The following is a 20,824-nucleotide window of genomic DNA, read 5'->3' on the forward strand; positions in this document are numbered from 1 at the left end:
AAAAAAGGGCCGGCCAAGCTCGCTTGGGGCCCTTGGATGATAGTGGTGTCCGCCTGCCGCCAGTTCCCTGGCCGCAACAACGGCAAGGTTTACTTCTTGGCGCGCGCCGCAACCCAGCGGTTGGCAAAGGCCTGCACGTCGGACAGGCGCTTGAGCAGATCTTGTCCGGTCAAGGTCACGGTGTAGCCGTCGCTGCCATGTTCGAGCAGGCCGCATTCGCGCAGTTCCTTGATGCGGGTGTTCAGCGTGTTGGGAGTGATGCCGCCCACGCTGTCTTGCAGCAGTCGGAAGGTCTGGGGATGACCATCCCGCAAAGCCCACAGCACGCGCAGCGCATAGCGGCATTCGAGCTTCTCGAACAGCTGGTTGATGGCGGCGTTTTCCTTGGAGCTCATGGACGCTTCTCCTTGCGCAATGATGTTGTCGAGCTGGGCGCACTGGGCGCTTTCAGTGCCATGTCCGATGGACTATAGCGGTTAATTTATTTTGCTACAAGTTTAGTAGCTTCAAATCTTCAACTGCAACGCCTTGAGGTGATAAACGCGACAAACAGCACGCAAGTGTTGCGGGTCAGCCACGAATCCGGGCTAAGGCGCGCGTGCTTCAGGGTTTGTAGCAGTGGTGAGAGTGCTGGAGCAGCCTGCGCGACAGGCTGGCGTGGTTTGCCGGCTGTGTTAGTGCTGGCTTAGGTGTTTCCAGGTGTAAAAATGGAGTCAAGCCATTGACCTGCCGACGCAGGCAGCTATGAAAATCATAGTTCCTGTTTGGGCGCCTGTATTTGCTTGAGTTGCACCAGCACTTGCAACAGGCGATTGGCCGGCGCGGCAATGCCCAGGGCCTGGGCGCGCCGCACTACATAGCCGTTGAGATGGTCGATCTCCGTGGGCTTGCCGCGCGCCAGATCCTGGGCCGTGGAAGAGAGCTGGCCGGGCATGGTGCGTGCGATGGCCGCTACCGCCTCGTCCACGGTAGCGGGAAGGATCACGCCGTCGGCCATGGCCACAGTCTTGCATTCGGCGGCAATGTCCTGCATCACGGCGGGTATGCCCTGCTGCGCGACCAGCCAGCCATAGGGCTGCTGGGTGAGGGCGGAGAGCGCGTTGTAGACGCAGTTGATGATGAGCTTTTGCCAGAGTGCGGCCAGCACGCCATCCGAGACTTGTGTGGGAATGCCGGCGGTGCTGAACTGGCCCGCGATCGCATCGCCCTGGGGGCAGGCAGCGATGACCAGCTCGCCCAGGCCAAAGTGACGCACATGGCCCGGGCCTGCCATGGCAGTGGCCACATAGACCACGGCAGCTGCCACCGGCTGCCGACCCAGCACCTGGCGCAGGCGCTGGTCGTTGTCCACGCCATTCTGCAGGCTCAGTATCTGGGTATGTGCAGCCAGGTGGGGTTTGATCTGTGCAGCCGCTGCTTCGGTGTCGGTGGATTTCACGCAGAACAGCACCACATCGGCGCCCGCCACGGCACGGGGCTCGGTGCTGGTGGCGACGGGGAGATGCAGATCTTCTGTTGCCGTCTGCAGTCTCAGCCCGTGCTCGCTGACCGCCTGCATATGCGATGCTCTACCGATCAGCGTGACCGGGTGGCCGGCGCGTGCCAGCAGAGCTCCAAAGTAGCAGCCCACCGAGCCCGCGCCCATGACGGCAACGGAAAGGCGGGAGGGGGCAGCGGTGTGGTCGACCAGATTCATGGGGCTATCCTGCAAGGTGGCTTAGCTCTTGAGCTTGAGCAGATAGGTCATCAGCTGGGCAGTGGAGGTCTCGACCTCCAGAAACTCCTGCAGCGCCTTGCCGGTTTGCCAAGAGGAGCTCCAATTATTGCTGGCCAGGGCTTGTTTCCAGTGCTCCTGATTGCTCGCATGGTCGATAGCAGCCAGCAGTTGCTGGATGCGCTCTGCAGGCAGATTTCTGCCTGTAAAGACGGCACGCCAATTGGACATTTCGGCGTCCATGCCCTGGTCGCGCATGGAGGCGATGCCGAACATAGCGCGCCGCGAGGAAACACCGAGAGCGCGCAGCTTGCCAGCCTGCAAGGCATCCCTGAGCTCGCTGTAGCCCGAGATTCCCACCTGTACCTGTTTTTGCAGCAGGGCCTGCAGCACCTCGTTACCGCCGGGGAAGGCCTTGTACTGCAGCTGCTCCGCATTGGCCTTGGACAGGCGGGCCAGCATGCCCGCATACATATGGTCCACGCCGCCGGCGGAGCCTCCGGCAATCGCCAGTGCGGGCAGGTTTTCGCGCATGGCCTTGGCCAGTGCCTTGGGGTTGGCGATCGGTGAGTCGAAAGGCACGGCCACCACCAGGTAGTCACTGGTCAGTCGCGCCAGGGCTTGCACCTGATGCAGCTCTGCCGATTTCTTGTTCAGCGCCAGAGCGCCGACCATGACCATGCCGCCGATCAGCAGGCTGTTGGGGTCGTTGCCGTAGCGCTTGGTGTATTCGGCCAAGCCTATGGTGCCACCCTTGCCGCCGATGTTTTCATAAATGACCTTGTCCACCATGCCGCTGCCGATCAGCGCTGCGCCCAGGGCGCGACCGGTCTGGTCCCAGCCGCCGCCGGGGTTGGCGGGGATCACGATGCGCAACTGCGTCCCCAGGCGCTGAGGCGGGTTGGCCATGGCTGCCAAAGGCGTGGCCAGCAAGGCTCCGGAATAGCCCAGCCACTGGCGCCGTGTCGGAAGGCGGTGTGCTTGGATGGTGTTCATGTCTGTCTCCGCTGTTATGTGTCTTTTGGTGTGTTTGGCCGCAAGCGAAGGCTTGCTGACCTGGGCTGCATACGAAAAAGCCCCGACCTGGAGCAGGTCGGGGCTTGGAGTCGCAGGGAGCCGGCGTGCCGGTTCCTCGGGCTGGCTTTACAGCGAGTCGATGAAGCTGCGCAGCTTGTCGGAGCGCGAAGGGTGCTTGAGCTTGCGCAGCGCCTTGGCTTCGATCTGACGGATACGCTCGCGCGTCACGTCAAACTGCTTGCCGACTTCTTCCAGCGTGTGATCGGTGGACATTTCGATACCGAAGCGCATGCGCAGCACCTTGGCTTCGCGAGGCGTCAGGCCGTCAAGGATGTCCTTTACCACATCGCGCAGACCGGCCTGCATGGCGGCATCGATGGGCGCCGTGTTGTTGCCGTCCTCGATGAAATCGCCCAGGTGGGAGTCGTCGTCGTCGCCGATGGGGGTTTCCATCGAGATCGGCTCCTTGGCGATCTTCATGATCTTACGGATCTTGTCCTCGGGGATCTCCATCTTGGCTGCCAGGATGGACGCATCGGGCTCGAAACCAAACTCTTGCAAGTGCTGGCGCGAGATGCGGTTCATCTTGTTGATGGTCTCGATCATGTGCACGGGGATGCGGATCGTGCGGGCCTGGTCGGCGATGGAGCGCGTGATGGCCTGACGAATCCACCAGGTCGCATAGGTCGAGAACTTGTAGCCGCGACGGTATTCGAACTTGTCCACGGCCTTCATCAGGCCGATATTGCCTTCCTGGATCAGATCCAGGAACTGCAGACCTCGGTTGGTGTACTTCTTGGCGATGGAGATCACGAGACGCAGATTGGCCTCGATCATTTCCTTCTTGGCGTCACGGCTGGCGCGCTCGCCGCTGTTCATGCGCTTGTTGATGTGCTTGAGCTCTTCCAGAGGCACAACCACGCGGGCCTGCAGGTCGATCAGGTTCTGCTGCAGCTCCTGCACGGGCGGGATGTTGCGCTCCAGCACGGCGCTGTAGTTCTTGCCTGCCGCCACTTGCTTGATGACCCAGTCCAGGTTCAGCAGGTTGGGCGGGAAGTCCTTGATGAACTGCTCCTGCGGCATGCCGCACTTGTCCACGATGATCTTGCGCAGCTCGCGTTCCTTCTTGCGCACGTCGTCCACCTGGGCGCGTACCAGATCGCAGAGCTTTTCAATCGTCTTGGCCGTGAAGCGAATGGTCATCAGCTCTTCGGTGATGGCCTTCTGCACCTTCATGTATGCCTCGGTGCCGTAGCCCTCCTTGTCATACACCTTGTGCATCTTGTCGAAAAGCTCGCGCATGGAGTCAAAGCGACCCAGGGCTTCGTTCTTCAGCTCTTCGAGCTTCTTGGTCAGGGCCTTGGAGCCACCCTTGCCGTCATCGTCATCTTCTTCGTCGTATTCGTCGAAGTCTTCTTCGGCCACATAGTCGTCGTTCTCGTTGGCATTGACGAAGCCGTCCACCACGGTGGAGATGACAACCTTGCCTTCGCGGATCTCCTCGGCCATATTGAGGATCTCGGCGATGGTCGCGGGGGAAGCCGAGATGGCTTCCATCATGTCCATCAGGCCGCCTTCGATGCGCTTGGCGATTTCGATTTCGCCTTCGCGTGTCAGCAGTTCGACGGTACCCATTTCACGCATGTACATGCGCACGGGGTCGGTGGTGCGGCCGAATTCGGAGTCCACGGTAGACAGCGCCGCTTCGGCTTCTTCTTCCGCTTCCTCTTCGGTGGTGGCTGACTGGCCGGTGTTGTTCAGCAGCAGGGTTTCCGCATCGGGAGTCTGCTCGTACACGGCTACGCCCATGTCGTTCAACATGGAGATCACGACTTCCAGCGTTTCGGCATCGACCAGCTTGTCGGGCAGGTGGTCGTTGATTTCGGCGTGGGTCAGGTAGCCGCGGGTCTTGCCCAGCTTGATCAGCATCTTCAGACGCTGACGGCGGGTGTTCATTTCCTCTTCGGTCAGAACGGTCTCGTCCAAGCCGAATTCCTTCATCAAGGCGCGTTCCTTCGCCTTGCTGATTTTCATGCGCAGAGGCTTGGCCTTTTCGGCAGGAGCAGCAGACGCTTCAGCGACTGTCTCCTCTTCGATTTCGCCTTCCAGATCGCTGTCGATATCCGACAGGTCGGCATCATCCATGTCCTCGTCGGCTTCCTTGGCCTTGGGCTTGCGACCGCGCTTGGCGGGAGTCTTGTCGGCATCGGCGCTGGCAGCGGGGGCCTTGACGGCTGCAGCCTTCTTGGCGGGAGCAGCCTTCTTGGCGACGGTCTTCTTGGCGGCAGGAGCGGCAGCTGTGTCGTCGTCTTCTTCGGCCTTCTTGCGGCCGCGCTTGGGAGTTGCCTGCGCCAGCAGCGCATCGGCCATGGCTTTGAGTTCGGCTTGTGACTTGGTAACCACGGTGGTGTCTTTCTTGGCTTCGGCTGCAGATGCAGCACTCTTCTTCACAGCAGGCTTGCTGGCACTGGCCTTTTTCGCGGACTCTGCTGCGGAAGTGGAAGTTTTAGAGGTCTTGGGCTTTGCTGAAGCTTCTGGGGCCTGCTTGGACTTCACGGACTTTGAAACGGGCATGAACACCTCTCACGGTACGAACACACACAAACACACAAAGGAAAACGGAAAATGCAAACAAACGCCATCAAAGCTGGCGCAAGAACAGGCCTAGCCTGTCCGGTGGAGCACAAAGACTCCATGGCAAGATGTTGGGGCGATCATTTGGTATGCAATCCTTGCGAGAAATGGGCCATGCAGTTGCTGCCATCACGTGATTTCTTCACGGGGCCCGGGTCGGAGGTGTTGCTGTCGCTCTTGCCTGTATCCTCTAAATTATACCTTTTTTAAAGATGTCAAGAGGTGGAGCTAATAATTACAGATAAATTTTTTCGCCGCTGTTGAAACTCTATGTAACGCCTTGCCGCCGTGGGGTCGGTGGCGATCTCCTTGAGCGCCTGGGCCTCCTCGCGCTTGAGGTGATCCACAAGGATCAGATTCAGCGTGCCGCGCAATTCCTTGCGCAACTCGTCGACTTCGCCCTCGGGGTTGGCATGGGCGCCGCTCATGAGCTTGCTGGCCAGCGGCTCGCAGGGCGAGCCTTGCAATTGCTCGCGCAGCACCGCCCAGGAGCGCGGTCCGGACTCGGTGAACTGGGCTTCCAGCCAGCGGAACAAGGGGGCATGGCTTTGGTTGCAGCGCGCCAGGGCATCGAAATCCTCATGGGTCATCTCTTCCATGAACTCCATGTGACACATCAGCAGGCGAGCGGCCTGGTCTTCGCGGCTGACCGGCGTGGGGCGCGGGCCCAGCTGCGGCGGGTTCCAGTCCTCTCCCTTCTTGCCCCAGGGCTTGCGCTGGCGGCCGAATTCCTTGCGACCCGACCAGTTGCCGCCGCCGCCCTGGCTTGGGTAGGAGGAGGGGGACGGTGCCGGGGCATCGGCCCAGTCGGGGGCGCTTTCCCAGCTGGCCGGGGGCGCATCCCATTCCGGTGCCTGAGGGCCGGAGGGCGCAGCCGCAGGCGCGCGGCGGGAAATGGGGGCTGTGCGTGCGGCTTCCTGCGCCCAGATATCGGTGAGGTCGCGCGAGTCCAGCTGGGCCAGGGCTGCGATTTCGGAGAGCAGCTGGCGCTTGAGCGCGCCGTCGGGCAGCAGTGACCACAGCGGCCGCGCGTTGCTGGCCATGTGGGCACGGCCTTCGGTCTGGCCCAGATCGCAGCCCTCGCTGGCCGATTCGATGAGAAAGCGGCTCAGCGGCGTGGCATCGCCCACATAGCGCGAGAAGGCCTCGGGGCCGAATTCGCGGATGAAGCTGTCGGGGTCGTGCTCCGAAGGCAGGAACAGGAATTTGATGGAGCGCGTGTCGGTCGCCAGCGGCAGGGCCGCATCCAGTGCCTTGCGGGCGGCGCGTCGGCCCGCACCGTCACCGTCGAAGCTGAAGACCACGGCATCGGTGAAGCGAAACAGCTTTTGAACATGCTCCGGCGTGCAGGCCGTTCCCAGCGTGGCCACGGCATTGGCAAAGCCAAGCTGGGCCAGCGCCACCACGTCCATATAGCCTTCGGTGACCAGGGCGTAGCCCATGTCGCGCAGGGCCTGGCGGGCCTCGTAAAGGCCGTAGAGTTCGCGGCCCTTGTGGAAGACCGGGGTTTCGGGGGAGTTCAGGTATTTGGGTTTCTCATCGCCAAACACCCGGCCGCCAAAGCCTATGCATTCGCCTTTGACATTGCGAATCGGGAACATCAGCCGGTCGCGGAAACGGTCGTAGCGGCGGCTGTCGTCCTTGCCCACGATGACCAGCCCGCACTCTTCAAGCTGCGGGTTGTCGTACTCGGCGAATACGCTGGCCAGGCCATGCCAGCCTGCAGGCGCATAGCCCAGGCCGAAGCGCTTGGAGACCTCGCCCGAGACGCCGCGCTTTTTCAGATACTCGATGGCCTTGGGTGCGGCCTTGAGCTGTTTGCGATAGGACTCGCCGGCTTTTTCCAGCAGGTCGCTCAGGGTCTCGGCTTTCTGCTTTTGCTGGGCCTGGCGCTGGCGCTCGGCCGGACTGATGTCGTCCTGCGGCACCTGCAGGCCGCATTGATTGGCAAGCTCCTGCACGGCTTCGACAAAGCCCATGCCGGCATGCTCCATCAGAAAGCCGATGGCATTGCCGTTCTTGCCGCAGCCAAAGCAGTGAAAAAACTGCTTGCTGGGGCTGACCGTGAAAGAGGGCGACTTTTCGCCATGGAATGGGCATAGGCCCATGAAGTTGGCGCCGCCCTTTTTGAGCTGCACATAGCGGCCCACGATGTCGACCACGTCGACGCGGGAGAGCAACTCTTGGATGAATGATTGGGGAATGGCCACCCGTGTATTTTGCCTTTTTCGGCAATGGCCGATGGCGGGGCAGGAATGAGGAGGGCGGACAAAAAAAAGCCTGCACCGATGGGTGCAGGCTCAGGTCTCCTGATGCCTGGATCATTGCCAGGCTCTCCTCTAAAACGTCTCCTCCGCCACACAGTTTTGAGGCATGTGACCGGCTCCGTGCGGGAGAGATGCCGGTCTGGCCTGCCCGCGTGAGCAGTCAGATCCTCAAAAACATGTGCGCATTCTAAAAGCGATTCACGGTCTGGGTGATTGGTCTGTCAGATAAATGATGTCTTATAGATGACTTGCATGAGATGCCACTGCTTGAGGAATGATGGTGTTTTTGATTGCTCTCATAAGTATTTGATTTTGAATTAATTTATTGATTTTCAGAAGCTGTTGAAAGTATTGGTTTGCTCAATGACCTTTTGCGTTGCTCTGGTTTCTATGTGCGAGAGCCAAGCGGAATCAGGCTTGACCTGGATCACAACAGGCTTGCATGGCGCTCGGTTGTAAGCCTGGCGTGACGGATGCTGGAGTACAAGACGCTCAGGAGACAAACATGACAAGTTCTTTCGATCTGAACCTCACCCCGAATACCGCCAACCATGCCGCGCTGACGCCGCTGGGATTTATTGCCCGCACGGCCGAGGTCTATCCCGAGCGCCTGGCCATTGTTCATGGTGACCTGCGCCAGAACTGGGCACGGACCTATGCACGTTGCCGCCAACTGGCCAGCAGTCTGCAGAAAATCGGCATTGGCAAGAACGATACCGTGGCCGTGATGCTGCCCAATACGCCGCCCATGGTGGAGGCCCACTTTGGCGTGCCCATGGCCGGTGCCGTGCTCAACACGCTCAACACCCGGCTGGATGCCGAGACTCTGGCCTTCATGCTCGACCATGGCGAAGCCAAGGCCTTGATCGTGGACCCCGAGTTCGCGCCTCTGATGGCCAGGGCGCTCAAGCTGCGCCAGAGCACCGCGCCCATCTATGTCATCCAGGTCGAAGACCCGGTTTACGGCGAGGCGGCCGAGCAAATCGGTGTCACCGACTACGAGAGCTTTGTGGCCCAGGGCGATGCCGGTTTCGACTGGCAATGGCCCGGCGACGAATGGGATGCGATTGCACTGAACTACACCAGCGGAACCACGGGCAATCCCAAGGGCGTGGTCTACCACCATCGCGGAGCGCACAACAATGCCATCAGCAATGTGCTGGAGTGGGACATGCCCAAGCACGCTGTCTATCTGTGGACGCTGCCCATGTTCCACTGCAACGGCTGGTGCTTCCCCTGGACGGTGGCTGCACGCGCGGCGGTCAATGTCTGTCTGCGACGGGTGGATGCGCAGGCGATTTTTGATGCCATCCGCAACCATGGCGTGAGCCATTACTGCGGTGCGCCCATTGTGCACAGCCTGCTGGTGAATGCGCCGGCTGCCATGAAGCAGGGCGTGCCCGCCGGCGTCAAGGCCATGGTGGCTGGGGCAGCGCCGCCCGCATCGATGATCGAGGGTATGGAGGCCATGGGCTTTGACATCACCCATGTCTACGGCCTGACCGAAACCTATGGCCCGGCCACGGTCTGCGCCAAGCATGAGGGCTGGAATGCGCTCGATATCGGCGAGCGTGCCCGCCTGAACTCGCGCCAGGGCGTGCGCTACCACCTGCAGCGCTCTGCGGCCGTGCTGGACCCCGAAACCATGCAGCCCGTGCCGCGCGACGGCCAGACCATGGGCGAGATCATGTTCCAGGGCAATATCGCCATGAAGGGCTATCTCAAGAACCCGCAGGCGACGCAGGAAGCCTTCCGCGGCGGCTGGTTCCACAGCGGCGACCTGGCCGTACAACATCCCGACGGCTATATCCAGATCAAGGATCGCAGCAAGGACATCATCATCTCGGGAGGCGAGAACATCTCGTCCATCGAAGTGGAGGATGTGCTCTATCGCCACCCCGCTGTGCTGGCTGCGGCCGTGGTGGCCAAGCCCGACCCCAAATGGGGCGAGACTCCCTGCGCCTTCATCGAACTCAAGGCCGGAGCCGAGACCACGGCCGAAGACATCATGGCCCACTGCAAAAAGCATCTGGCCGGCTACAAGGTGCCGCGCGCCGTGGTGTTTGGCGAGCTGCCCAAGACCAGCACGGGCAAGATCCAGAAGTTCGAGCTGCGCAAGCAGGCAGGCTCGGCTTCCGCCATCTCGGTCTGAGATCCCGCCGCCGCACCCAAGGTGCGATGCCTCAGCTATTTGGGCAGCGGGCTCTTCGTGTCTGCCAGTTCAGCAAATTTGATAGCTGCTAGCGCTTGTTATTCATAGAACTTGGATAACTTTTAATCTGAAATCTATGAATAGCCTGCGTAAGAAGCTCTGAATGAGATAGCGGCAACTGGTTGGTGCGTCAGGCCAATTCGGGCGGCATGCGCTGCCAGCCTTCAGGCGTCACACGCAGCACCTCGCTGCGCTGTGTCTGAGCATCGATATGCCAGTCGCTGAGCACGATGCGCCACTGCCCGTCGCCCAGCGCGTGGTCGGCGGGCTGATGGGTATGGCCGTGAATCAGCCAGGGCGCTTGCGCGGCCTGCATCCAGGTGCTGCTCATCTGCGCGTCGGCATCCGCGTAGGGCGCGCCGCCTTGCTTGCGTTGCTCGCTTTCGCTGCGTGCCGATCTGCCGATCGCGCGGCGCACGGCCAGGGGCTGGGCCAGCAACTGCTGCTGCCAGGCGGCGGAGCGCGAAACAGCGCGGAATTGCTGGTACTCCACATCGTCCAGGCACAGCGCATCGCCATGGCTGATCAGGATGCTGGGGCCTGCCCACAGCAATACCGTGGGGTCGGAAAGCCCGCTCATGCCGCTGCGGCGCAGAAATTCGTCGCCGGCCAGAAAGTCGCGGTTGCCGACCATGAAGAACAGCGGGCGCTGCTGCGCCGCCTCGCGCAGCACGGCGGCGCATTCGGCCTCGAAGCTGCCGGGTTCATCGAGCGCATCGTCGCCGACCCAGACTTCAAACAGATCGCCGAGGATGAAGATGGCATCGGCCGTGCTGCGCGCCAGATAGTCTCGCCAGGCTTCGACCGTCTGCGGCTCCGAAGGCTGCAGATGCAGATCGGAAATAAAGTCGATAGCTTGCCAGCCGGGTGCGCCTTGCAGCTGCGCCACCTGGGGAGCCGCCGTGCGGGGATCTGAAGAATCAGTCATGTGATGATGGTACGCAGCCTGAAAACAATAACGGCCCCGAGCGAGAGACGGCAAGCAAGAGCCGCCTCGCAGCGAGGCCGTCGTCCCCCTTGGGGGAAGGCGCGCAGCGCCTCCGGGATTAGATCGCGATCGCCTTGTCGATCACCACGGCGTCGAAGGGCACGTCGTCGTGGAAGCCCTTGCGTGTGGTGCGCACCTTCTTGATGGCGTCCACGACTTCCTCACCCTTGACCACCTTGCCGAACACGGCATAGCCCCAGCCCTGGCCGGTGGGAGCGGTGTGGTTCAGGAAGCCGTTGTCCACGGTGTTGATGAAGAACTGTGCAGTTGCGCTGTGGGGATCGCTGGTGCGAGCCATGGCAATCGTGTACTTGTCGTTCTTCAGGCCGTTCTTGGCTTCGTTCTCGATGGGAGCCGCAGTGTCCTTTTGCTTCATGTCGGCCGCAAAACCGCCGCCCTGGATCATGAAGTTCTTGATCACGCGGTGGAAGATGGTGCCGTTGTAGAAGCCCTGGTTCACGTAGTTCAGGAAGTTCTCGGTGGACTTGGGCGCGTTCACGGCGTCCAGTTCCAGGGTGATCACGCCCTGGGTGGCGGTATCGGCCACGTTGATGGTCACGTGCAGTTCGACTTGGGGATTGCTCATGTCTGTGCTTTCTAGAGGATGGAGTAAGGAGGCTGGCGCCGCCCGGTTGTTCACTTGATTTCGGTGGCGGAGAGGATTGTTACCGGCGTCGTGGGCACATTCTGGTGCATGCCGCGGTTGCCCGTAGCCACGGCGCGGATTTTGTCCACCACATCCATGCCCTTGATGACCTTGCCGAAGACGGTATAGCCATAGCCATCGGGCTTGGGTGCGTTGAGCATGTCGTTGTTCACCACATTGATGAAGAACTGCGAGGTGGCGGAGTTGGGGTTGCCGGTGCGCGCCATGGCAATCGTGCCGCGGTCGTTCTTGAGGCCGTTGCCGGCTTCCAGCGGGATCGCGGCGCGTGTGGGCTTTTCGCTCAGATTGGCGTCCATGCCGCCGCCCTGGATCATGAAGCCGTCGATGACGCGGTGGAACACCGTTCCGTCATAGTGCTTATCACGCACATACTGCAGGAAATTGGCCGCGCTCTTGGGGGCCTTGGCATCGTTGAGCTCGACCACGATATCGCCCATGCTGGTCTTGAGCTGCACCTTGGATTGCGCCTGGGCCAGGCCGGGGATTGCGAAAACAGTGGCTGTCAGTGCAATCGCCGACAGGGCCTTGAGGCTGTTTCGACGGAAATTCAGCATGGTCATATTCCTGGGTAAGTGGGTCTTGGGCAGGGCCGCTGGACAGCGGCTGCAAAAAACCGGCTTGAGGCAGCTGAGGGCGCCGGCCGGCTTCACAAGAGGGAGGTGGGCGGGATGACAAAAAACGGATTCAGCGGGCCGGGGCAGGTGTTGCAAGAGAGGCTGCGGGTTGCAGCAAGTCCTTGAGCTGCTTGAGCTTGGGGTTCAGGGCTGCGGGGTGGCCGCCCTTGGCCAGGGACTGCGCATAGGACTGATAGGCCAGGCGGGCATAGATATCGCCCAGGTTCTCGTGCGCCACGGCATAGTTCGGATTGTTGCGCACGGCGGCTTCGAGTGCGGAGCGGGCGCGATCCAGATCGCCCTGGCGTGCATAGATCACTGCCAGATTGTTATAGGGCTCTGGCAGCTCGGGATAGTCCTCGGTCAGCTGGCGAAAAGCCGTGATCGCGTCTTCGGTCTTGCCGTCATTGCTCAGCGCGATGCCGCGCAGAAAACGCATTTGCGGGTCGCGTGAATTCTTGACCAGATAGGTGTCCGCTTTTTGCAGTGCCTGCTGGGTCTTGCCGCTTTTGAGCAACTGGGCAACATCCGTGTAATCGTCGGCGTGGGCGCTACCTGCAGCGAGCAAGGCAGCCAGGGCTGCCGCACGCGCTGCGGTACTGAACAAGTTGCGTACAGGCATGTAGGTGCTTTCATGGCGCCGCAAAACTGCGCTGCGGCGGGAGCTTATACTGCGGGGAATTGTAGCTGAGGGGTGTGCGGCGCTTAGGCGTCTGGCCGGACCGGGATGTGTCTGGATGCTAGTGCGCATTTTTCAGCCTCAGGGAATGGCAGGCACGGTTTATGCATCGCAGGCATGACCAGTGCTGCTGCTCGCCACCCTCTCTCCCTATTTCAAGATTCATGAGTTTGCGTATCTACAACACGCTGTCGCGTGCACTGGAATCGTTTTCGCCGCTTGAGCCGGGCCATGTGCGTATGTACGTCTGTGGCATGACGGTCTATGACCTCTGCCACCTGGGCCATGCACGCTCCATGGTGGCTTTCGACGTGGTGCAGCGCTGGCTGCGCGCCAGCGGCTACAAGGTGACCTATGTGCGCAACATCACCGACATCGATGACAAGATCATCCGACGTGCGGTGGAAAACGGCGAGACCATACGCAGCCTCACCGATCGCATGATCGATGCGCTGCACCAGGACGCGGATGCGCTCGGTATCGAGCGCCCCACGCTGGAGCCGCGCGCCACCGAATACGTGCCGCAGATGCTCGGCATGATCGCAAAGCTTCAGGACAAGGGCCTGGCCTATCAGGCCGGCAATGGCGATGTGAACTATGCGGTGCGCAAGTTTGCAGGCTACGGCAAGCTCTCGGGCAAGTCGCTGGACGAACTCAACGCCGGCGAGCGCGTGGCCGTGGCCGACGGCAAGCTTGATCCGCTGGACTTTGTGCTGTGGAAGTCGGCCAAGGCCGACGAGCCGGCCGATGTGAAATGGCAGAGTCCGTTTGGCGAAGGCCGCCCCGGCTGGCATATCGAATGCTCGGCCATGGGCTGCGAGCTGCTGGGCGAGAGCTTTGACATCCATGGTGGCGGCGCAGACCTGCAGTTCCCTCACCACGAGAATGAGATTGCCCAGAGCGAAGGTGCGACCGGCAAGCCGTTTGCCCAGACCTGGATGCACAACGGCTTCATCAACGTGGACAACGAGAAGATGTCCAAGTCGCTGGGCAACTTCTTCACTATTCGCGACGTGCTCAAGGAATACGACGCCGAGACCATCCGCTTCTTCGTCGTGCGCAGCCATTACCGCAGCCCGCTGAACTACTCCAACGTGCATCTCGATGATGCGCGTGGAGCGCTCAAGCGCCTCTACACCGCGCTGGATCTGGTGGCGCCCGCCGAGGTGCAGGTCGACTGGAGCAATCCCTATGCCGCTCGCTTCAAGGCGGCGATGGATGAAGACTTCGGAACGCCCGAGGCAGTGGCCGTGCTGTTCGAGCTGGCCGCTGAAGTCAATCGCAGCAAGTCGCCCGAGGTGGCGGGCTTGCTCAAGGCGCTGGGGGCATGTCTGGGGCTGCTGCAGGCCGAGCCGCAGAAATTTCTGCAGGCGGGTTCCGAAGGTGTGGACGCTGCCGCGATCGAGGCGCAGATTGCCGCACGCGCGCAGGCCAAAGCCGCCAAGAACTGGGCCGAGGCCGACCGCATCCGCAAGGAACTGCTTGAGCAGGGCATCGTCCTCAAGGACTCTGCCGCAGGTACGACCTGGGAATCGGCCGCCAAGGGCTGAGACTGCATGCAATATTCCATCAACTGTGTGAACAGTGCGAAGGGGCGTGCATGAGCGCGGTCAAGCATCTGGACACCATGGAGTTCGAGCAGCTGCCGCTGGTTGCCGATCTGCCCGTGCCCATGGGGCCGGCAGCGCCTTTGCCTGTCGCTCCTTTGGGGGCAGCGGCCATGGTTCAGTCCGCGGGCCCGGCCGGCAAAGACCTGGCGCCAGCCAAGCTGGCTGCTGCGCCCAAGGCGGTTGCACCCAAGGTCCATCTGGATCTGCCCGAGGGCGTGCCTGCCTACTGGGCCGAGGCCTGCCGCCAGCTCATGCGCCGCGATCGCGTGCTCAAGCGACTGATTCCGCAGCTCGGCAGCCAGGCGCTGCTGCCTTGCGGGCAGGAGCAGGCCTTTGCCACCTTGGCTCGCTCCATCATCGGGCAGCAGATCTCGGCAAAGTCGGCCAAGACCTTGTGGAACAAGTTTGCCAAGCTGCCTGCTGCCATGCAGCCCGAGCAGGTGCTCAGGCTCAAGGTGGACGATATGCGTGGTGCGGGGCTGTCGGCCCGCAAGGTCGACTATCTGGTCGATCTGGCGCTGCACTTCACCGAGCATCGCCTGCACATGGATGAATGGGCCCAGATGAGCGATGAGGTCATCATTGCCGAGCTGATGTCCATACGCGGTCTCAGTCGCTGGACGGCCGAGAATTTTCTGATTTACTGCCTGGGGCGGCCCAATGTGCTGCCTCTGGACGATGCCGGTTTGATACAGGGCATCTCCCTCAATCATTTTTCGGGCGATCCTGTCAGTCGCAGTGATGCCCGTGAAGTTGCCGAGGCTTGGAAACCGTGGTGTACGGTTGCAACTTGGTATATTTGGCGCTCGCTCGAGGCGCAGCCTGTGGCTTGATGACATCTGTCCACTGGCCGATTGCAAGGATTGCAACAGGCTGGCACAAGGAGAAATACGTTGGCGAAAAAGAACTTTCTGGATTTTGAGCAGCCCATTGCAGAACTCGAATCCAAAATCGAAGAACTGCGCTATGTGCAGACTGAAAGCGCAGTAGATATCTCGGAAGAGATCGACCAGCTCAGCAAGAAAAGCTTGCAGCTGACCAAGGACATCTACAGCGACCTGACCCCCTGGCAGATCACCAAGATCGCCCGCCATACCGAGCGCCCCTATACGCTCGACTATGTGCGCGAGTGCTTTACCGACTTTGTCGAAATGCATGGCGACCGCCACTTTGCGGATGACCAGTCCATCATCGGTGGCCTGGCACGCTTCAATGGCCAGCCCTGCATGGTGATCGGTCATCAAAAGGGCCGCGATACCAAGGAGCGCACGCTGCGCAACTTTGGCATGACGCGTCCCGAGGGCTATCGCAAGGCCTTGCGTCTGATGAAGACGGCCGAGAAGTTCAAGCTGCCCGTGTTCACTTTCGTGGACACGCCCGGTGCCTTCCCCGGTATCGATGCCGAGGAGCGTGGTCAGTCCGAGGCCATCGGTCGCAACATCTACGAAATGGCGCAACTGCAGACCCCCATCATCACCACCATCATCGGTGAAGGTGGCTCGGGCGGTGCGCTGGCGATTGCCGTGGCCGACCAGGTGCTGATGCTGCAGTATTCCGTGTACTCGGTGATCAGCCCCGAAGGCTGCGCCTCGATTCTGTGGAAGACCGGTGAAAAGGCCCAGGAAGCAGCGGATGCCATGGGCATCACCGCCCACCGCCTCAAGGCGCTGGGTCTGGTGGACAAAATCGTCAACGAGCCTGTGGGTGGTGCTCACCGTGACCACAAGCAAATGGGCGCCTTCCTCAAGCGCGCGTTGGGCGATGCCTATCGCCAGTTGACCGATCTCAAGCCCAAGGAGCTGCAGGATCGTCGCTACGACCGCATTCAGAGCTACGGCAAGTTTGCCGACACCAAGGCCGACAACCGCTGATCGGGCGGGCTTGATGCCGCTTGCGCACAATGGCTCCTTCGGGAGCCATTTGTTTTTGCCGAGAGTTTATGAGCGAAATACGCCTTAAGCCCTTTCTGATTAATCGTTGGCCGCTATTGAATTTGAAAGATGGAGTCTGTTGTTCATGCAAGCCCAGTCAGATGCTGACTTGTTGGCGGCTTCGGCCGGCCGGGTGGATGCCGCAGTGGCTGCATTCAATCCAGCACTGCCCCTGGCTGTGGCCTTCAGCGGCGGAGCCGATTCGTCGGCTCTGCTGCTGGCCTGCCATGCGCGCTGGCCGGGGCGGGTGAGGGCGATCCATGTACACCATGGTTTGCAGTCTGCGGCCGATGGTTTTCAGCAGCACTGCGAGCAACTGTGCGCCCGGCACGGCATTGCCCTCAAGGTTTGCGCCATCGATGCGCGCAATGTGCAGGGGCAAAGCCCTGAAGACGCGGCGCGCCAGGGGCGCTATGCGGCCTTGATTCAGGCGGTCGGCCAGCCTTGGCTGGCTGCAGATGGTGCGCCGCTGGATGCGGTGCGCTCCATGGCGCTGGCCCAGCATGCCGACGACCAGGTCGAGACCTTGCTGCTGGCGCTCTCGCGCGGTGCTGGTGTGGCCGGTCTGGCGGCCATGCCCGGGCATTGGCAAAGAGCGGGGCTGCAGTGGTTCCGGCCCTTGTTGGCGGTGCCGGGCCAGGCGCTGCGCGACTGGTTGCGGCTCAGGGGGGTGAGCTGGGTCGAGGATCCGACGAATACCGATCAGGGCTACACGCGCAACCGCATCCGGGCTCAGTTGCTGCCGGTGCTGGAGCAGGTCTTTCCTCAGTTCCGCAGCACGTTCGCACGCAGCTGCGCCCATTGCGCCCAGGCGTCCGAGCTGCTGGACGAGCAGGCGGCGGCAGACCTGCAGATGGTCGGGCTGCCGCCAGCTATCAAGGCGCTGCAACGTTTGAGTGAGGCACGTCTGGGCAATGTTCTGCGCTATTGGCTGCGTGTCGCACATGACACCACGCCGACGGCTGCCCAGCTTGCGCAGCTCATGGCGCAGGTCGGCGTTTGCACTACGCGAGGGCACCACATCCACATCAAGGTGGGGCGGGGTTTTGTGGAGCGCCAGGGGGTAAGTCTCGGTTGGTACAATTCCTAGGTTTTGGTTTTTTACCTGTACGAAAACCGCCGGCGCGCCAAAACCTTTGTGATCTGCGCCGTGGCTGCTGTTTCGTCACCCTTTAGTATCCAATGGCACTGATCGTTCATAAATACGGCGGCACCTCGATGGGCTCGACAGAGCGCATCCGCAACGTCGCCAAGCGTGTGGCCAAATGGGCTCGGGCAGGTCACCAGTTGGTGGTTGTGCCCAGCGCCATGAGTGGCGAAACCAACCGTTTGCTGGGTCTGGCCAGCGAACTGGCTCCCAGCCACGCCAAGAGTTCGTACTATCGTGAGCTCGATATGCTGGCCGCCACTGGCGAGCAGGCCTCCTCGGCTCTGCTGGCCATTGCGCTGCAGGCCGAAGGCATGGAATCCGTCAGCTATGCAGGCTGGCAAGTGCCCGTGCGCACCGATAGCAGCTATACCAAGGCTCGTATCGAGTCCATCGACGACAAGCGCGTGCGCGCCGACCTCGAGGCAGGTCGTGTCGTGATCGTGACCGGCTTCCAGGGTATCGATCCCGAAGGCAATATCACCACGTTGGGACGTGGCGGCTCCGATACTTCGGCCGTGGCCGTGGCGGCCGCCCTGAAGGCTGCCGAATGCCTGATCTATACCGATGTGGATGGCGTCTACACCACCGACCCCCGTGTGGTGCCTGCTGCCAAGCGCCTGGGTACGGTGAGCTTCGAGGAAATGCTGGAAATGGCCAGCCTGGGCTCCAAGGTACTGCAAATCCGCTCCGTGGAGTTTGCAGGCAAGTACAAGGTGCCCATGCGCGTGCTGTCGAGCTTCACGCCCTGGGATATCGATCTGGAAGAAGAGGCCAAGTCCGGCACGCTGATTACTTTTGAGGAAGACGAAAAAATGGAAAAGGCTGTCGTATCCGGCATCGCTTTCAACCGTGGCGAGGCCAAGATTTCCGTGCTGGGCGTGCCCGATACCCCCGGCGTGGCCGCTGCCATCCTGGGTCCCGTGGCTGATGCCAACATCGAAGTCGATGTGATCATCCAGAACATCTCAAAGGACGGCAAGACCGACTTCAGCTTCACCGTGAGTCAGGGCGACTACCAGCGTGCCATGGAGCTGCTGCGTGAAAGCGTTGTTCCTGCACTGGGTGCGTCCGAAGTGGTGGGCAATCCCAATATCGCCAAGGTCAGCATTGTCGGTATCGGCATGCGCAGCCATGTGGGCGTGGCCTCCACCATGTTCCGTGCCCTGAGCAAGGAAGGCGTGAACATCCAGATGATCTCGACTTCCGAGATCAAGACTTCGGTCGTGATCGACGAGAAGTACCTGGAGCTGGCCGTGCGCTCCCTGCACACTGCCTTCGGTTTGGACAAAAGCGAATAATTTTCGCAACTTTCCAAAAACGAACAAAAAAGCTGTTTACAATAGCGTCATTCCGGAAACGTGACCGAGTGGCCGAAGGTGCTCCCCTGCTAAGGGAGTATGGGGTGTAGAGCCTCATCGAGGGTTCGAATCCCTCCGTTTCCGCCAAATCAAAGAAAAAGCCGCAAGGCTTTTTCTTTTTGTCAAGATCCCTTGGGTGTTGACAAAAAGTTTCAAACTTTGATTTGAGTCTGGTAAAAACAGGCTACAATGCAAGGCTTCGCTGATCGCAGCAAGCAACGAGGTTCAAAGTCAAGCATCTTGATTTTGCGCTTGGCTCCTTAAAAAAATACAGCCGATAAGCGTGGGCGTTTGAGGGCAAGCAGCCAGTTCTTCGGAACAAACTCTTCGGAGTTATCAAACGCTCACAAAAACAGTAATGAGGAAGAATTGATTCTTCTTGATTCCGTCAAGTGAGTGAGCAGTCGAAAGACTTTAAATTCAAGATCGAACTATAGAGTTTGATCCTGGCTCAGATTGAACGCTGGCGGCATGCTTTACACATGCAAGTCGAACGGTAACAGGTCTTTGGATGCTGACGAGTGGCGAACGGGTGAGTAATACATCGGAACGTGCCTAGTAGTGGGGGATAACTACTCGAAAGAGTAGCTAATACCGCATGAGATCTACGGATGAAAGCAGGGGACCTTCGGGCCTTGTGCTACTAGAGCGGCTGATGGCAGATTAGGTAGTTGGTGGGGTAAAGGCTTACCAAGCCTGCGATCTGTAGCTGGTCTGAGAGGACGACCAGCCACACTGGGACTGAGACACGGCCCAGACTCCTACGGGAGGCAGCAGTGGGGAATTTTGGACAATGGGCGAAAGCCTGATCCAGCAATGCCGCGTGCAGGATGAAGGCCCTCGGGTTGTAAACTGCTTTTGTACGGAACGAAAAGCCTGGGGCTAATATCCCCGGGTCATGACGGTACCGTAAGAATAAGCACCGGCTAACTACGTGCCAGCAGCCGCGGTAATACGTAGGGTGCAAGCGTTAATCGGAATTACTGGGCGTAAAGCGTGCGCAGGCGGTTTTGTAAGACAGTGGTGAAATCCCCGGGCTCAACCTGGGAACTGCCATTGTGACTGCAAAGCTAGAGTGCGGCAGAGGGGGATGGAATTCCGCGTGTAGCAGTGAAATGCGTAGATATGCGGAGGAACACCGATGGCGAAGGCAATCCCCTGGGCCTGCACTGACGCTCATGCACGAAAGCGTGGGGAGCAAACAGGATTAGATACCCTGGTAGTCCACGCCCTAAACGATGTCAACTGGTTGTTGGGTCTTAACTGACTCAGTAACGAAGCTAACGCGTGAAGTTGACCGCCTGGGGAGTACGGCCGCAAGGTTGAAACTCAAAGGAATTGACGGGGACCCGCACAAGCGGTGGATGATGTGGTTTAATTCGATGCAACGCGAAAAACCTTACCCACCTTTGACATGGCAGGAACTTACCAGAGATGGTTTGGTGCTCGAAAGAGAACCTGCACACAGGTGCTGCATGGCTGTCGTCAGCTCGTGTCGTGAGATGTTGGGTTAAGTCCCGCAACGAGCGCAACCCTTGCCATTAGTTGCTACATTCAGTTGAGCACTCTAATGGGACTGCCGGTGACAAACCGGAGGAAGGTGGGGATGACGTCAAGTCCTCATGGCCCTTATAGGTGGGGCTACACACGTCATACAATGGCTGGTACAAAGGGTTGCCAACCCGCGAGGGGGAGCTAATCCCATAAAGCCAGTCGTAGTCCGGATCGCAGTCTGCAACTCGACTGCGTGAAGTCGGAATCGCTAGTAATCGTGGATCAGAATGTCACGGTGAATACGTTCCCGGGTCTTGTACACACCGCCCGTCACACCATGGGAGCGGGTCTCGCCAGAAGTAGGTAGCCTAACCGCAAGGAGGGCGCTTACCACGGCGGGGTTCGTGACTGGGGTGAAGTCGTAACAAGGTAGCCGTATCGGAAGGTGCGGCTGGATCACCTCCTTTCTGGAAAAATGCTGCTTCAAAT

General features: G+C 60.3%; 15 protein-coding genes, 1 tRNA gene and 1 rRNA gene. 8 read left to right on the top strand and 9 right to left on the bottom strand.

Going from position 1 to position 20,824, the window contains the following annotated elements:
* Positions 1–89: 89 nt before the first annotated feature.
* The 5 genes from O987_RS06455 to dnaG form a co-directional block, all read right to left on the bottom strand.
* Positions 90–395 carry a winged helix-turn-helix transcriptional regulator gene (locus O987_RS06455; RefSeq protein WP_003057624.1) on the bottom strand — a complete coding sequence of 102 codons (306 nt, stop codon included), beginning with the start codon at positions 393–395 and terminating at the stop codon, positions 90–92.
* A 356-nt stretch (positions 396–751) separates the two neighbouring features.
* On the bottom strand, positions 752–1,696 hold the full coding sequence (locus O987_RS06460; protein ID WP_043371194.1) for a ketopantoate reductase family protein: 945 nt from the start codon (positions 1,694–1,696) through the stop codon (positions 752–754).
* A 21-nt stretch (positions 1,697–1,717) separates the two neighbouring features.
* The gene (locus O987_RS06465) at positions 1,718–2,710 is read right to left on the bottom strand and encodes a Bug family tripartite tricarboxylate transporter substrate binding protein (RefSeq protein WP_043371195.1); all 993 of its coding nucleotides are present in this window, start codon (positions 2,708–2,710) and stop codon (positions 1,718–1,720) included.
* Positions 2,711–2,857: 147 nt separating this feature from the next.
* The gene (gene rpoD, locus O987_RS06470; protein WP_043371196.1) at positions 2,858–5,305 is read right to left on the bottom strand and encodes an RNA polymerase sigma factor RpoD; all 2,448 of its coding nucleotides are present in this window, start codon (positions 5,303–5,305) and stop codon (positions 2,858–2,860) included.
* 275 nt (positions 5,306–5,580) lie between these two features.
* Positions 5,581–7,575, bottom strand: a complete 1,995-nt coding sequence (gene dnaG, locus O987_RS06475; RefSeq protein WP_043371198.1) for a DNA primase — start codon at positions 7,573–7,575, stop codon at positions 5,581–5,583.
* 562 nt (positions 7,576–8,137) lie between these two features.
* On the opposite strand from dnaG, the gene O987_RS06480 reads away from it, so the two are divergent.
* Positions 8,138–9,784 carry an acyl-CoA synthetase gene (locus O987_RS06480; RefSeq protein WP_043371200.1) on the top strand — a complete coding sequence of 549 codons (1,647 nt, stop codon included), beginning with the start codon at positions 8,138–8,140 and terminating at the stop codon, positions 9,782–9,784.
* Positions 9,785–9,974: 190 nt separating this feature from the next.
* Here O987_RS06480 and O987_RS06485 read toward each other — a convergent pair whose 3' ends face one another.
* From O987_RS06485 to O987_RS06500, 4 genes are all read right to left on the bottom strand, one after another.
* Positions 9,975–10,772, bottom strand: a complete 798-nt coding sequence (locus O987_RS06485) for a UDP-2,3-diacylglucosamine diphosphatase (RefSeq protein WP_003057610.1) — start codon at positions 10,770–10,772, stop codon at positions 9,975–9,977.
* Between the two features lie 118 nt (positions 10,773–10,890).
* Positions 10,891–11,418 carry a peptidylprolyl isomerase gene (locus tag O987_RS06490; protein ID WP_003057608.1) on the bottom strand — a complete coding sequence of 176 codons (528 nt, stop codon included), beginning with the start codon at positions 11,416–11,418 and terminating at the stop codon, positions 10,891–10,893.
* Positions 11,419–11,468: 50 nt separating this feature from the next.
* Positions 11,469–12,053 carry a peptidylprolyl isomerase gene (locus O987_RS06495; RefSeq protein WP_003057606.1) on the bottom strand — a complete coding sequence of 195 codons (585 nt, stop codon included), beginning with the start codon at positions 12,051–12,053 and terminating at the stop codon, positions 11,469–11,471.
* Positions 12,054–12,183: 130 nt separating this feature from the next.
* Positions 12,184–12,735, bottom strand: a complete 552-nt coding sequence (locus O987_RS06500) for a tetratricopeptide repeat protein (protein WP_043371201.1) — start codon at positions 12,733–12,735, stop codon at positions 12,184–12,186.
* A 221-nt stretch (positions 12,736–12,956) separates the two neighbouring features.
* Between O987_RS06500 and cysS the strand changes: the two genes are divergently transcribed.
* The 7 genes from cysS to O987_RS06535 all read left to right on the top strand — a co-directional run bounded on the left by cysS (position 12,957) and on the right by O987_RS06535 (position 20,802).
* On the top strand, positions 12,957–14,342 hold the full coding sequence (gene cysS / locus O987_RS06505) for a cysteine--tRNA ligase (RefSeq protein ID WP_043371202.1): 1,386 nt from the start codon (positions 12,957–12,959) through the stop codon (positions 14,340–14,342).
* 50 nt (positions 14,343–14,392) lie between these two features.
* Positions 14,393–15,235 (top strand): DNA-3-methyladenine glycosylase family protein, encoded by an 843-nt coding sequence (locus tag O987_RS06510; protein WP_043371203.1) that lies wholly within the window; start codon positions 14,393–14,395, stop codon positions 15,233–15,235.
* A 60-nt stretch (positions 15,236–15,295) separates the two neighbouring features.
* Complete coding sequence (locus O987_RS06515; protein ID WP_003057594.1) at positions 15,296–16,273, top strand: acetyl-CoA carboxylase carboxyltransferase subunit alpha; 978 nt, start codon at positions 15,296–15,298, stop codon at positions 16,271–16,273.
* A gap of 139 nt (positions 16,274–16,412) precedes the next feature.
* Positions 16,413–17,423, top strand: coding sequence for a tRNA lysidine(34) synthetase TilS (tilS, locus tag O987_RS06520; RefSeq protein ID WP_080731454.1), 1,011 nt, complete (start codon positions 16,413–16,415; stop codon positions 17,421–17,423).
* 92 nt (positions 17,424–17,515) lie between these two features.
* A complete protein-coding gene (locus O987_RS06525) occupies positions 17,516–18,781 on the top strand; it encodes an aspartate kinase (protein WP_003057587.1) in 1,266 nt (421 codons plus the stop codon).
* A gap of 54 nt (positions 18,782–18,835) precedes the next feature.
* A tRNA-Ser gene (locus O987_RS06530) sits at positions 18,836–18,928 on the top strand.
* Between the two features lie 341 nt (positions 18,929–19,269).
* Positions 19,270–20,802: ribosomal RNA gene (locus O987_RS06535) — 16S ribosomal RNA — on the top strand.
* Positions 20,803–20,824 lie beyond the last annotated feature (22 nt).

Origin of the sequence: Comamonas testosteroni TK102, from assembly GCF_000739375.1 — a bacterium.
Taxonomy (GTDB): domain Bacteria; phylum Pseudomonadota; class Gammaproteobacteria; order Burkholderiales; family Burkholderiaceae_C; genus Comamonas; species Comamonas brasiliensis.